General features: G+C 73.6%; 15 protein-coding genes. 11 read left to right on the plus strand and 4 right to left on the minus strand.

The window, feature by feature from the left end:
* The coding region (locus ACFU5F_RS07845) for a DedA family protein (protein WP_383883495.1) at positions 1-634 on the plus strand (634 nt) is incomplete at its 5' end.
* 235 nt (positions 635-869) lie between these two features.
* Here ACFU5F_RS07845 and ACFU5F_RS07850 read toward each other — a convergent pair.
* Positions 870-1,412, minus strand: a complete 543-nt coding sequence (locus ACFU5F_RS07850; protein WP_383883497.1) for a gamma carbonic anhydrase family protein — start codon at positions 1,410-1,412, stop codon at positions 870-872.
* A gap of 97 nt (positions 1,413-1,509) precedes the next feature.
* Here ACFU5F_RS07850 and ACFU5F_RS07855 point away from each other — a divergent pair, with 97 nt between their 5' ends.
* The 3 genes from ACFU5F_RS07855 (at position 1,510) to ACFU5F_RS07865 (ending at position 3,593) form a co-directional block, all read left to right on the plus strand.
* The gene (locus ACFU5F_RS07855) at positions 1,510-2,289 is read left to right on the plus strand and encodes an acyltransferase (RefSeq protein ID WP_383883500.1); all 780 of its coding nucleotides are present in this window, start codon (positions 1,510-1,512) and stop codon (positions 2,287-2,289) included.
* Positions 2,290-2,418: 129 nt separating this feature from the next.
* Positions 2,419-2,991: a helix-turn-helix domain-containing protein gene (locus ACFU5F_RS07860; RefSeq protein ID WP_383883503.1), complete on the plus strand. Its 573-nt coding sequence runs from the start codon at positions 2,419-2,421 to the stop codon at positions 2,989-2,991.
* 44 nt (positions 2,992-3,035) lie between these two features.
* Entirely contained in the window at positions 3,036-3,593 is a 558-nt protein-coding gene (locus ACFU5F_RS07865; protein WP_383883506.1) for a YbaK/EbsC family protein, read from the plus strand.
* A gap of 94 nt (positions 3,594-3,687) precedes the next feature.
* Here ACFU5F_RS07865 and ACFU5F_RS07870 read toward each other — a convergent pair whose 3' ends face one another.
* A complete protein-coding gene (locus tag ACFU5F_RS07870; RefSeq protein WP_383883508.1) occupies positions 3,688-4,248 on the minus strand; it encodes an NAD(P)H-dependent oxidoreductase in 561 nt (186 codons plus the stop codon).
* A gap of 122 nt (positions 4,249-4,370) precedes the next feature.
* On the opposite strand from ACFU5F_RS07870, the gene ACFU5F_RS07875 reads away from it, so the two are divergent.
* The 3 genes from ACFU5F_RS07875 (at position 4,371) to ACFU5F_RS07885 (ending at position 7,649) form a co-directional block, all read left to right on the plus strand.
* Positions 4,371-5,027 carry a TetR/AcrR family transcriptional regulator gene (locus ACFU5F_RS07875; RefSeq protein WP_383883511.1) on the plus strand — a complete coding sequence of 219 codons (657 nt, stop codon included), beginning with the start codon at positions 4,371-4,373 and terminating at the stop codon, positions 5,025-5,027.
* Positions 5,028-5,166: 139 nt separating this feature from the next.
* The gene (locus ACFU5F_RS07880) at positions 5,167-6,096 is read left to right on the plus strand and encodes an AAA family ATPase (protein ID WP_383883514.1); all 930 of its coding nucleotides are present in this window, start codon (positions 5,167-5,169) and stop codon (positions 6,094-6,096) included.
* Entirely contained in the window at positions 6,093-7,649 is a 1,557-nt protein-coding gene (locus ACFU5F_RS07885) for a VWA domain-containing protein (protein ID WP_383883517.1), read from the plus strand. Before ACFU5F_RS07880 ends, ACFU5F_RS07885 begins: the two co-directional genes overlap by 4 nt.
* Positions 7,650-7,671: 22 nt before the next feature.
* Here ACFU5F_RS07885 and ACFU5F_RS07890 read toward each other — a convergent pair whose 3' ends face one another.
* Positions 7,672-8,040, minus strand: coding sequence for a VOC family protein (locus ACFU5F_RS07890; RefSeq protein WP_383883519.1), 369 nt, complete (start codon positions 8,038-8,040; stop codon positions 7,672-7,674).
* Between the two features lie 78 nt (positions 8,041-8,118).
* Here ACFU5F_RS07890 and ACFU5F_RS07895 point away from each other — a divergent pair, with 78 nt between their 5' ends.
* Complete coding sequence (locus tag ACFU5F_RS07895) at positions 8,119-9,069, plus strand: universal stress protein (protein ID WP_383883522.1); 951 nt, start codon at positions 8,119-8,121, stop codon at positions 9,067-9,069.
* A gap of 92 nt (positions 9,070-9,161) precedes the next feature.
* Here ACFU5F_RS07895 and ACFU5F_RS07900 read toward each other — a convergent pair whose 3' ends face one another.
* The gene (locus tag ACFU5F_RS07900) at positions 9,162-9,578 is read right to left on the minus strand and encodes a CoA-binding protein (RefSeq protein WP_383883524.1); all 417 of its coding nucleotides are present in this window, start codon (positions 9,576-9,578) and stop codon (positions 9,162-9,164) included.
* Between the two features lie 180 nt (positions 9,579-9,758).
* Here ACFU5F_RS07900 and ACFU5F_RS07905 point away from each other — a divergent pair, with 180 nt between their 5' ends.
* From ACFU5F_RS07905 to ACFU5F_RS07915, 3 genes are all read left to right on the plus strand, one after another.
* A complete protein-coding gene (locus ACFU5F_RS07905; RefSeq protein ID WP_383883527.1) occupies positions 9,759-10,490 on the plus strand; it encodes a hypothetical protein in 732 nt (243 codons plus the stop codon).
* Complete coding sequence (locus ACFU5F_RS07910; RefSeq protein WP_383883529.1) at positions 10,487-11,032, plus strand: SixA phosphatase family protein; 546 nt, start codon at positions 10,487-10,489, stop codon at positions 11,030-11,032. The genes ACFU5F_RS07905 and ACFU5F_RS07910 overlap by 4 nt, the downstream gene beginning before the upstream one ends.
* Positions 11,033-11,124: 92 nt before the next feature.
* Complete coding sequence (locus ACFU5F_RS07915) at positions 11,125-11,751, plus strand: YigZ family protein (protein WP_383883531.1); 627 nt, start codon at positions 11,125-11,127, stop codon at positions 11,749-11,751.
* The last annotated feature ends 22 nt before the right edge of the window (positions 11,752-11,773 follow it).

Genomic DNA, 11,773 nt, shown 5'->3' on the forward strand with positions numbered 1-11,773 from the left:
GCTCGAAACAGTGCCCCCGCTCGCCATCTATCTGCTGGTGGGACTGGTCATCGGCCTGGAGAGCCTGGGTATCCCGCTGCCGGGCGAGATCATCCTGGTCTCGTCGGCGCTGCTCGCCTCCCAGCACGGTGACATCGACCCGTTCGTCCTCGGCGCCTGCGCCACCGCCGGGGCGATCATCGGCGACTCCATCGGTTACGCGATCGGCCGCAAGGGTGGGCGTCCCCTGCTGGCCAAGCTCAACCGGCGGTTCCCCAAGCACTTCAGCGAGAGCAATATCGCCGTCGCCGAGCGCTCCTTCGACCGCTGGGGCATGTGGGCCGTCTTCTTCGGCCGTTTCATCGCCCTCCTGCGCATCTTCGCCGGCCCTCTCGCCGGAGTCCTGCAGATGCCCTACTGGCGCTTCCTCGTCGCGAACGTGCTCGGCGGCATCCTCTGGGCCGGCGGCACCACAGCCGTCATCTACTACGTCGGAGTCGTCGCCGAGGCCTGGCTCAAGCGCTTCTCCTGGCTGGGCCTGGTCCTGGCCGTCCTCATCGGCGTCACGTCGATGCTGGTGATCAAGCGCAAGGCGAAGAAGGCGGCGGAAGCGGCGGAGCGGACCGGCGGGGAACTCGTCCCCGCCGACTCCTGAGGGGCGCGGGGCCGGCTGCCTGAAGGTGGCACCTCCGCCGTCCCGTCGTACCGCCGTCCCGTGGCGACCGCGAGACCGGGCCGGCCGGGCCCGAAACCGGCGGACCGGCACCGGTGGACGGGGGCCGAGCCGGAGCACCGGGCTCCGAGCCGAAACCGCAACACCGGGCCCGAGCACGAACCACAACACCAAACCCGAGCGTGTACCGCAGCACCGGCCCCGCCCCGCGCACGGTCTACGCGCCGTACTCCTCCTGCGCCTCCCGGTGCGCCGCGGCCAGCTCCGCGTAGTGCGTGCCGTTCAGGGTCACCAACTCCCGCTCCTCGTCGGTGAGCGGCCGCTTCACCTTCGCCGGCACGCCCGCGACCAGTGAGCCCGGCGGCACCCGCATCCCCTGCGGGACCAGCGCCTGCGCGGCCACCAGCGACCCCGCCCCGATCACCGCGCCGTTCAGCACCGTCGCGCCCATCCCGATCAGGCAGTCGTCCTCGACCGTCGCCCCGTGCACCACCGCGTTGTGCCCGATGGAGACCCGCGCGCCGATCGAGACCGGGAACCCGGGGTCGACGTGCAGCGTGCAGTTGTCCTGGACGTTGGCGTCCGCGCCGATCACGATCGGCTCGAACTCGGCCCGCAGTACGGCCCCGTACCAGACGCTCGACCCCGGCCGCAGCGTCACGTCACCGATCACCACCGACGTGGGGGAGACGAACGCGGCCTCCTCCACATCCGGCTTGTTGCCGCCGAACGTCGTGATCAGGGCCCGCTGCCGGTTCATCGCCGCCTCCTGGTGGTGGATGAGGATCTGTCCTCACCCGCACCGTAAGCCATGGCACGCGCATCCCGTGGGGTGAAGATCACAGCCGTACGGCGTCATGCGGGTGCCGCGCGGTGAGTACCGTGAGCGGGTGCCGAAAAGCAAGAACACGTTCTCGTCCTGGCGGGGCCGCCTCACGCAGCGCGCCGTCCACGCGGGCTGGGCGTGGCTGCAGCGCACGGGGTCGGTGACGGCCGACCGGCCCGGCGCCTTCCGCTTCGGCGCGATGGGAACGGGTACCAGACTGGCCTTCCCGCTCGGCACGGTCTTCGGTGAGCCGTGGATCCAGCTCGGCTCCCACTGCATCATCGGCGAGCAGGTCACTCTCACCGCTGGGCTGATGCCCGATCTGGACCTCGGCGCGGAGCCGATCCTGCGCATCGGTGACGGTGTCGTCCTCGGCCGGGGCAGCCATGTCATCGCCGACACCACCGTCACCATCGGCAGCGACTGCTACTTCGGCCCGTACGTGTACGTGACGTCCACGAACCACTCCTACGACGACCCGCACCAGCCGATCGGCAAGCAGTGGCCGCGGATGGACCCCGTGTCCATCGGGCCGGGCTGCTGGATCGGCACGGGCGCGGTGATCCTCCCCGGCGCCCGGGTCGGCCGGAACGTGGTGGTCGCCGCGGGAGCCGTGGTGCGGGGGGTGGTGCCGGACCACTCGGTGGTGGCGGGGGCGCCCGCGCGGGTCGTGCGGCGCTGGGATCCCGCCGAGGGGTGGCAGCCGCCGATCCGGACGCCCGCGCCGGTGCCGATCCCCGACGGGGTCACGCCGAAGCAGCTGCTGGCCCTGGCCGAGTGGGACGCGCAGGGCGCGGGGGAGTCCGCCTAGGAGGGCGCTGGGGAGTCCGCCTGGGCGATCAAGGCCCCGGCCCCCGCGCAGTACAGTTCGGTGCGTGTCCGGTGCACCCCGCCGCGGTGCCTCGCGGTGAACTCTCCCCTTGAGGATATTGGACGGAATGTGTCGGATCTCGATCTGCTGACCCAGTCCCTGGCGCGGAACGTCAAGCGCTGGCGCACCGAGCGGGGGTTCACCCTGGACGCCCTCGCGACCCGCGCCGGGGTCAGCCGCGGCATGCTCATCCAGATCGAGCAGGCCCGCACCAACCCCAGCATCGGCACCGTCGTGAAGATCGGGGACGCGCTCGGCGTCAGCATCACCACCCTGCTCGACTACGAGCGGGGGTCCCGGGTCCGGATCGTCCCGGCCGAGCAGGTGGTCCGGCTCTGGCACACCGAGGCGGGCAGCCACAGCAAGCTGCTGGCCGGTGCGGAGGCGCCCGGCCCGCTGGAGATGTGGGACTGGCTGCTGATGCCGGGAGAGGGCAGCCGGTCGGACCCGCACCCCGTGGGCACGGTCGAGATCGCCCATGTCACGGAGGGCGAGCTGACCCTCACCGTCGAGGGCACGGAATACCGGGTGCCGGCCGGTGCGAGTGTCACCTTCGAGGCCGGCGCGGAGCACGAGTACGCGAACCGGGCGGACGTGCCGACCCGGATGGTGCTGACGGTGTCGGTGCCGGCCGTGCACTGAGCCGTCGCCGCGGCCGCCCGCCGCGCTTTGTTACGGTGCGGCCCATGCGCGCACCCATCGGAGACTTCGACCACGCCACCCCCGCCCCCGACTGCCTCGACGACCTCGTGGGCCCGGTCTCCGGCGCCGTTCGCGCCTGGTCCGGCAGCGTGCCCGCCGACCGGATCCTGTACGTCGACACGGACCCGGAGTGGGCCGACACCGCCGTGTTCGTCCAGCACTACGGGCAGGACCTGCTCGACACGTCCGCGAACTGCGTGGTCGTCGCGGGCAGGCGGGGCGGCGAGACGACTCTGGCCGCGTGCGTGGTGCTCTCCACCACCCGTGTCGACGTCAACGGCGCGGTCCGCCGCCGGCTCGGCGCCCGCAAGGCCTCGTTCGCGTCGACGGACACCGCCACCGGGGAGACCGGCATGGAGTACGGCGGCATCACCCCGGTGGGACTGCCCGCGTCGTGGCCGGTCCTGGTGGACTCCGCCGTGGTCGACCTGCCGTACGTCCTGGTCGGCAGCGGGCGGCGGCGCGGCAAACTGCTGGTGCCGGGGAAGGCCCTGGCGGAACTGCCCAACGCGGTCGTGCTGGAGGGACTGGGGGTCGTCTGACCGTCCGGCCGCCGGGTGCGACGGGGTGCCGGAGCGCCGACGCCGGGCCCCGGGCGCGCGGCCCGGACCCCGGCGTCGTACGACAGCCGCCCGATCAGGCGGCGACGGTGCCGGCCTGGGCGCTGAGCTGCTCCAGGACCGCGGTCAGGCCGGTGACGACCTCGGCGTCGTCCGCCGGGTGGGTCTCGGCGAAGCGGACGACCGAACCGGGGATGGAGAGCTTGGCGTCCTCCAGGACCGTGGCGCCGGCGATGCCGAGGGCCTTGCGGGTCTCGTCCTGCGCCCACACGCCGCCGAACTGGCCGAACGCGGTGCCGACCACGGCGACCGGCTTGCCGGTGAAGGAGCCGGCGCCGTACGGACGCGACAGCCAGTCGATGGCGTTCTTCAGGACGGCCGGGATGGTGCCGTTGTACTCGGGGGAGAAGAGGAGGAAGCCGTCGACCTGGCCGGCCGCCTCGCGCAGCCGCGCGGCGGTGGCCGGGAGGGCGGCCTCCGTGTCGATGTCCTCGTTGTAGAACGGGACGTCGGCCAGGCCCTCGTACAGCTCGATCGTGACGCCCTCCGGGGCGTGCTTCACGGCGGCCTCGGCGAGCTGGCGGTTGTGCGAACCGGCGCGAAGGCTGCCGACGAGCGCGAGGATGCGTACGGACATGAGCTGACTCCTAGCAAGGGTGAGCACGCGGGGACAAACTAAACGGACCAGGGTCCGTTGAAATTTGTAGCAGCTATCCGGACCGGGGTCCACTTCTCTGTGGTGAGCGTTACGCTCATTTCATGAAAGAGTCGCTGCCGCCCTTTCCGGCGCCTCAGGATCCCGACCCCCTCGACGGACTGCTGAACCTCGCCCCCACCGCCCCCGAACAGCCCCGACTGCGCGCGGACGCGGCCCGCAACCGCACCCGGCTGCTGGAGGTCGCCGCACGGCTGGCGGCCGACGGCGGGGCCGCCAAGCTGACCATGGAGGCCGTGGCGACCGCCGCCGAGGTGGGCAAGGGCACCGTCTTCCGGCGGTTCGGCGACCGGATCGGGCTGATGGTCGCGCTCCTCGACCACCACGAGCGGGAGCTGCAGGCCGCCTTCCTGACCGGCCCGCCGCCCCTCGGCCCCGACGCGCCGCCCGTCGAGCGGCTCCGGGCCTTCGGCGTGGCCGTCATCCGTCACGAGTACGCCCACCGCGACCTCTACCTGGCCGCCGGTGCGGACGTCTCCCGCCGTCACATCAGCCCGGCCAACCAGCTCCGCCTGGGCCACCTGTGCATGCTGCTGCGCCGTGCCAGGACGGCCGGCGACATCGAGCTGCTGGCGCAGACCCTGCTGGGATTCCTGGACATCGGCCTCGTCGACCATCTGGTGGAGCGGCGGGGGATGCCCCTCGAACGGCTGGAGCTGGGGTGGGCGGATCTGGTGGAGCGGCTGGTCGTGACCGCGTAGGCGGCGGGAGTCGGAGGGTGAGTCGTGCTGGCGGCGCGGGCGGGTCGTGGGGAGGCCGGGACAGCAAAAGCGACCGCTTGGTAACTTGGGGGAGGGTGTCGGGGAGCGGCCTCGTACGCCGGGTGAGGGGACGGGCCACATGACCGACGAGACCGCCGAGACCACCGGCAGGGGCGCGGGCGACGCGCAGATCCGCCCGGACAGCCCCGGCACCGGCTTCTTCGCCTCCGTGGACGATGTCGCCGCACGGCTCGCCGAAGCGGGATACCTGGCTTCGACGGCCGTCGCCACCACCGTCTTCCTGGCCGACCGGCTCGGCAAGCCGCTGCTGGTGGAAGGCCCGGCGGGCGTCGGCAAGACCGAGCTGGCCAAGGCCGTCGCCCGCGTCGGTGCCGCCCGGCTGGTCCGGCTCCAGTGCTACGAGGGCATCGACGAGTCCCGCGCCCTGTACGAGTGGAACCACGCCAAGCAGCTGCTGCGCATCACCGCCGGACGCGACGAGGCGTGGGACGACACCCGCACCGACATCTTCAGCGACGAGTTCCTCCTCACCCGCCCCCTGCTGACCGCGATCCGGGGCGACGAGCCGACGGTCCTGCTCATCGACGAGACCGACAAGGCGGACGTCGAGGTCGAGGGGCTGCTCCTCGAGGTGCTCAGCGACTTCCAGGTCACCGTCCCGGAGCTGGGCACGATCACCGCCACCCGGCGCCCCTTCACGGTCCTCACCTCCAACGCCACCCGTGAACTGTCCGAGGCCCTGCGCCGCCGCTGTCTCTTCCTCCATCTCGACTTCCCCGACGCGGAGTTGGAGCGGCGGATCGTACGCCTCAGGGTTCCCGGTCTGGACCTCGCACTCGCCGACTCCCTGGTCCGGGTCGTCGGCGCGCTGCGCGAGATGGAGCTGCGCAAGGCCCCCTCCGTGGCCGAGACCATCGACTGGGCACGTACCCTGCTGGCCCTCGGCGCGGACACCCTGGACGAGAACGTCGTCCGGGACAGCCTGGGAGTGATCCTCAAGCACCAGGACGACATCGAGAAGGCCGCGCGGAAGCTGACGCTGGTATGAGCGCCGGGGCCCGTGACGCCGGCGACCCGACGCCCGGCTCCGCGCTGGCCGACCGGCTGACCGCGTTCGTACGGGCGTTGCGCGGCCACGGGATCCGGATCGGGCCGGGCGAGACCGTGGACGCGGCGGCCGTCCTGGAGGTGCTGGGCCTCGCCGACCGGGAGCGGATCCGCGAGGGGCTTGCGGCGGCGCTGCTGCGCGCGGACCGCCAGCGGGCCGTGTTCGACGCGGCCTTCGAGCTGTACTTCCCGCTGGGGGTGGGGGAGTTGGCGGCGGCGCGCGGTGCGCCCGCCGGGGACCGGGACGAGCTGCGCGACCGGCTCGCCGAGGCGCTCGCCGCGAACGACACGGCGGCACTCACCCGGCTCGCGGCCGAGGCCGTGGAGTTGCTCGGCCGTTACGGCTCGCCGGGTGCGGACGGCTGGTCCGCCCACCAGACGCTGGACCGCCTCCGTCCGCAGACACTGCTGGCTCGGATACTGGCGGGTGCGCGCGCGGACGGCGGGGAGGGCGCCGGTGTCCCGGGTGCGGGGGGCGGTGGCGGGTTCCGCATGGGATTCGGCGGCGGATTCGGACTGGGTACGGGTGTCGGCGTGGGTGCGGGTGCGCGATCCGTTTCGGGTTCCGAAGCCGGTTCGGGTTCCGGTTCCGGCTCGGGTCTCGGAGCGGGTGGGTTCACCGACCGGCTGGACGCCGACGAGATCCGGCGCCGTATCGAGGACTTCCGGAGACGGGTGGGTACGGAGGCGCGGCGGCGGGTCGCCGAGCGGCGGGGCGCGGAGATGATCGCCCAACGGGGCATCGCCCGCGGTGCCGACCAGGTCGACTTCCTCGTCGCGAGCCGCGAGCAGCTCGTCGGACTACGCCGTACGGTCCAGCCGTTGGCCCGCAAGCTCGCGACCCGGCTGGCCGCCCGGCGGCGCAGGGCCGCGCGCGGCCAGATCGACATCCGGCGCACGCTCCGGCGCTCACTGTCCACCGGCGGGGTGCCGCTGCGCCCGGCGTATCGGCGGCATCGGCCCGCGCGTCCGGAGATCGTGCTGCTGTGCGATGTGTCCGGATCGGTCGCCGGATTCGCCAACTTCACGATGCTGCTGGTCCAGGCGATGCGGGACCAGTTCAGCAAGGTGCGGGTGTACGCGTTCGTCAACCGCGTCGACGAGGTCACCGGCCTCGTCACCAACGGCGAGGCCGATCCCGCCGGACTCGGCCGCCGGATCGCCGGCGAGGCCGCGGTCTCCGGCTGGCACGGCAGCAGTGACTACGGTTCCGCGCTCGGGGAGTTCGCCGAGCGCCACCTCGACGCGATCGGCCCCCGTACGTCGGTGATCGTGCTCGGGGACGCCCGCACCAACGGGTTCGACCCGCGCGCGGAGGCACTGCGGCGCATCGCGGCCCGCGCCCGCCGCGTCCACTGGCTGAACCCCGAGTCGCCCGAACAGTGGGGGACGGGCGACTCCGCCGCCCTCGTCTACGCCGAGATCGTCGACATGCACGCCTGCCGGAACGCGCGGCGGCTCGGGGAGCTGGTGACGCGGCTGCTGCCGGTGTGAGGCGTACGGAGGCGCCCCGGCCTCACTCCCGGCCGGTGTCGATCACGCAGAAGCGGTTGCCCTCCGGGTCGGCCAGGACGACGAAGTCGGCGCCCGCCGGATAGGAGTCCCACGCCACGCGGTGCGCTCCGAGGCCCACCAGCCGCTCGACCTCCGCCGCCTGGTCCGCCGCGTTGCCCGCGTAGAGGTCCAGATGCACCCGCGGGCGCTCCTGCACCGGGGTCTCGCTGAGGGTGAGGGAGAGCTGGACGCCGGTGCCCCGCGGATGCACCAGGACGACCCAGTCGTCCTCCGGCTCCTCACGCGGGACGTACCCGAGGGCCTGTGTCCAGAACGCGGTGGCCCGCCGTACGTCGGACGCACCCATCACCACGGAACCGATGCTCAGCATGGTCCGATTCTCGCCCCTGCGGATCCGCCGCCCTGCGGCGATGCTGGAAACAGACCTCGACCTCAGGAGGTGCGCCCCATGTTCCGCACCGTCACCGTGGGTATCGACGGTTCGCGCGAGAGCCTGGCCGCCGCCGACTGGGCGGCCCGGGAGGCGCGGCTCCGCGCGCTGCCGTTGCGGCTGGTCAACGTCTGGGAGCCCGTTCCCGAGCCGATGGGGCGGGAGCCGGTACTGGGTCCGGCCACGGGAGCGGACGGGCTGGACGGGCGGGCGGGGCCGGGTGCTTCGGGGGAGACCGGCGTCGGGAGGGTGCTGCGGGAGGCCGCCGACGGGATACGGCTGCGGCACCCCGGGGTCGACGTGAGCGTCGCGCAGCTGACGGGGCGGGCGAGCGAGGAGCTGGTGCGGGTCGCGCACGAAGGCGAACTGCTGGTCCTGGGGTCCCGCGGGTTGAGCGGGCTGGCCGGCTTTCTGCTCGGCTCGGTCGGGCTGCACGTCGTCGCGCACACCGAGCGGCCGGTGGTGCTCGTGCGGGCGGAGGAGCGGGCCGAGGACGAGCATGCGCCGGGCGCCACCGGGGCGCCGTCCGCCCTGGCGCCGTTCCGGCCCGTCGTGCTCGGGCTGGACACCGTGCAGCCGGACCACACCCTGATCGGGTTCGCGTTCGAGGCGGCGGAGGTGCGCGGGACGCCGTTGCGGATACTGCACGACTGGCGTCCGCCGCACTCCGGGCTGCGGGAGAGGCCCGGTCTGGAGGCCGATCTCGATGCCGACGTGGGAGAGGTGGAGGCCGGCACGCTGCACGAGGTGCTGGTGCCGTGGCGGCGGGAGTTCCCGGGGGTCGACGTGGTGGAGGAGTCACGGCGGGGGAAGGCGGCGGAGCATCTGCTGGAGGCGTCCCGGGACGCCTCCCTCGTCGTGGTCGGGCGGCGCGTGCGGCACGCGCCGGTGGGGGCGCACGTCGGGCCGGTCGTGCACGCGCTGCTCCATCACGCGGGGGTGCCCGTGGTGGTCGTCGCGCACGAGTGAGGCCGGGGTGGACCTGTCGCGCGGTTGCCCGAGCCCCGGGGCGCACGGGAGGGAGGCGCCGCGCTCCCCGGGACGGGGGCTCACCGGAGGGTTCAGGCGTCGGCGGGCAGGCGCGGGATCTCTATCGCCGGGCAGCGGTCCATGATCATGTCCAGGCCCGCCGCCCGGGTGCGGTGGTAGGCCGCCTCGTCGAGAACGCCCAGCTGGAACCAGACCGCCCTGGCGCCGATGCGGGCGGCCTCGTCGGCGACGGGGCCCGCGAGGTCGCTGTTGACGAAGACGTCGACGACGTCCACGGCGAAGGGGATGTCGGAGAGCGAGGCGTAGCCCTGTTCGCCGTGGACCGTCTCGGCCTTGGGGTGCACCGGGACGACACGCTTGCCGTAGCGCTGGAGGACCTCCGCGACGCCGTACGCCGCGCGGCCGCGGTTGCCGGACAGGCCGACGACGGCCCAGGTGTCGCCGAGTTCCGTCAGGACCTTGCGGATCGTGGCGGGATCGCCGTACATGCCGTCTCCTCTGTTCTGGCCGGGTGCCCTGCGGGGGCGTCCTGATGTGGGGGCTGCCTGCGGCAACAGCGGGAGGGGCACGGCGAATTCCCGCGCCCAGGTGCCCCGGGCGTCCGGCTCGATCTCGACAATGGCGTCGTCCGCACTGCGTTCGGCCGTCGTCGCGCCTACGCTCAGCCCGTGCTGCGTATCACTGACGCCCGGACCGGCGAGCCCGCCGAGATCCGCAGGGCGCTCACCCGGGTCCATGCCCACGCTGCGGGGGACACCCCCTCGGCGCTGCGCGTCCTGCTGGTCGCCGATGTCCTCGCCCGCGCTCTCGAACTGGGCGGGAGCCCGGTGCTCCTGGTCGCCGACCCGCCCGCCGCCCTGCGGGAGCGGGCCGACGACCTCGGCATCCGGCAGAGCGAGAACCCCGGGACGACACGGGGCGGGCGGCAGGTCCTGCACGTGACCGGCCCGGGGGAGTCGGTCGACTCCGGCTCCGGCCCCGGGGAGTCGGTCGACCCCGGCTCCGGCCCCGGGATCGGGATCGAGGTGGGCCCGGTGGCCTGGGCCGGTGAGTCGGACGCGGCGGGCAGTGCCCTGCGACTCGCTCTCCTCAGCCACCCGCGCCGGACCCCCGTGACCCTCGACGCCACCGCCGTCGGCGAGGCCGCTGACACGCTCGACCACTGGCGCGGGTCGGTGGCGGCCTGGGCGACCCGTCCGTCGAGGCCGGTCCCCGAGCCCGTACGGGAGGCACTGCGGGACGCCTGGGACGACGACCTCGACGTACGCGCGGTGCTCGACGTCTTGCGGGACGTGGAACGGGCACCGGACATCCCCGACGGCGCCCGGTTCGAGACCTACGCCTACGCGGACCGGCTCCTCGGGCTGGAACTCACCCGGGAGATCGGGGCGACGGCATGACGCCCCGCGCCGGCGCGGGCCCGCTGCGCCGACTCGTCGTCCTGCGCCACGCCAAGTCCGCCTGGCCCGTGGGCGTCCCCGACCACGAGCGCCCCCTGGCACCCCGCGGCCGGCGTGACGCCCCCGCCGTCGGGCGGGCCCTCGCCGACGTGGACTGCCTGCCCGACCTCGCCGTGTGCTCCACGGCTGTACGGGCACGGCTGACCTGGGAACTGACCTCCGCGCAGTGGGGGACGCCACCGCCCGTGCGCTACGACGGGCGGGTGTACGCGGCCGACGTACCCGAGCTGCTCGACGTGGTGCGCGAGACCCCCGGCCATGTGCGGACGCTGCTGCTCGTCGGTCACAACCCGGGGCTGGAGCAACTGGTGCTGGACCTGGCCGGCGACGCGCTCGACGGCGCGCTGGACGACGTACGGACCAAGTTCCCCACCTCGGCGATCGCCTTCCTCTCCTGGCACGGCGCGACCTGGTCCGCGCTCGCCCCGGGCACGGCACTGCTGACGGACGTGATCGTGGCCAGGGGGAGAAAGCGGCCCTGAACAACCCCCGGCCGGCAGCCCGGCCCCCCAGCCCTCGACTCCCGGCCGACGCCCCGCGCGGGCGGGCGCCGGCCTGCGCATAGGCTGGCCGGATGCAGGACGAGTACCGCACCGTCGCCCGCGCCGGCGTGCACGAGACCGAGGTCAACCGATCACGGTTCCTGTGCGCGCTCGCCCCGGCGGCCACCGAACAGGAGGCCCAGGACTTCGTCGCGGCCGTCCGCAGGGAGCACACCGACGCCACCCACAACTGCTACGCCTACGTCATCGGCGCCGACGCGGCCGTCCAGCGCGCGAGCGACGACGGGGAACCCGGCGGCACCGCCGGCGTCCCCATGCTGCAGATGCTGCTGCGCCGGGACATGCGGTACGTCGTCGCCGTCGTCACCCGGTACTACGGCGGGGTCAAACTGGGCGCCGGCGGACTCATCAGGGCGTACGGCGGTGCCGTGGGCGAGGCCCTGGACGCGCTCGGGGGCATCACCCGCCGGCGCTTCCGGCTGGCCACGGTGACCGTCGACCACCAGCGGGCCGGCAAGCTGCAGAACGACCTGCGGTCCACCGGGCGCGAGGTCCGTGACGTGCGGTACGCGGAGGCGGTCACCATCGAGATCGGGCTGCCCGACGCCGAGGTGGGGGCGTTCCGCGCCTGGCTCGCCGACACCACCGCGGGCACGGCCGGGTTCGAACTCGGGGGCGAGGCCTACGGGGACGCGTGACCGGGCGTACCGGCGTACGCGG

The sequence above is a fragment of the Streptomyces sp. NPDC057438 genome, from assembly GCF_042802995.1.
Taxonomy (GTDB): domain Bacteria; phylum Actinomycetota; class Actinomycetes; order Streptomycetales; family Streptomycetaceae; genus Streptomyces.

Excerpts from the sequence above, each read along its gene's own strand:
- ACFU5F_RS07850 (WP_383883497.1), bottom strand. The coding sequence starts at position 1,412 with ATGAACCGGCAGCGGGCCCTGATCACGACGTTCGGCGGCAACAAGCCG.
- ACFU5F_RS07855 (WP_383883500.1), top strand. The coding sequence starts at position 1,510 with ATGCGGGTGCCGCGCGGTGAGTACCGTGAGCGGGTGCCGAAAAGCAAG.
- ACFU5F_RS07865 (WP_383883506.1), top strand. The coding sequence starts at position 3,036 with ATGCGCGCACCCATCGGAGACTTCGACCACGCCACCCCCGCCCCCGAC.
- ACFU5F_RS07870 (WP_383883508.1), bottom strand. The coding sequence starts at position 4,248 with ATGTCCGTACGCATCCTCGCGCTCGTCGGCAGCCTTCGCGCCGGTTCG.
- ACFU5F_RS07875 (WP_383883511.1), top strand. The coding sequence starts at position 4,371 with ATGAAAGAGTCGCTGCCGCCCTTTCCGGCGCCTCAGGATCCCGACCCC.
- ACFU5F_RS07880 (WP_383883514.1), top strand. The coding sequence starts at position 5,167 with ATGACCGACGAGACCGCCGAGACCACCGGCAGGGGCGCGGGCGACGCG.
- ACFU5F_RS07885 (WP_383883517.1), top strand. The coding sequence starts at position 6,093 with ATGAGCGCCGGGGCCCGTGACGCCGGCGACCCGACGCCCGGCTCCGCG.
- ACFU5F_RS07890 (WP_383883519.1), bottom strand. The coding sequence starts at position 8,040 with ATGCTGAGCATCGGTTCCGTGGTGATGGGTGCGTCCGACGTACGGCGG.
- ACFU5F_RS07895 (WP_383883522.1), top strand. The coding sequence starts at position 8,119 with ATGTTCCGCACCGTCACCGTGGGTATCGACGGTTCGCGCGAGAGCCTG.
- ACFU5F_RS07900 (WP_383883524.1), bottom strand. The coding sequence starts at position 9,578 with ATGTACGGCGATCCCGCCACGATCCGCAAGGTCCTGACGGAACTCGGC.
- ACFU5F_RS07910 (WP_383883529.1), top strand. The coding sequence starts at position 10,487 with ATGACGCCCCGCGCCGGCGCGGGCCCGCTGCGCCGACTCGTCGTCCTG.
- ACFU5F_RS07915 (WP_383883531.1), top strand. The coding sequence starts at position 11,125 with ATGCAGGACGAGTACCGCACCGTCGCCCGCGCCGGCGTGCACGAGACC.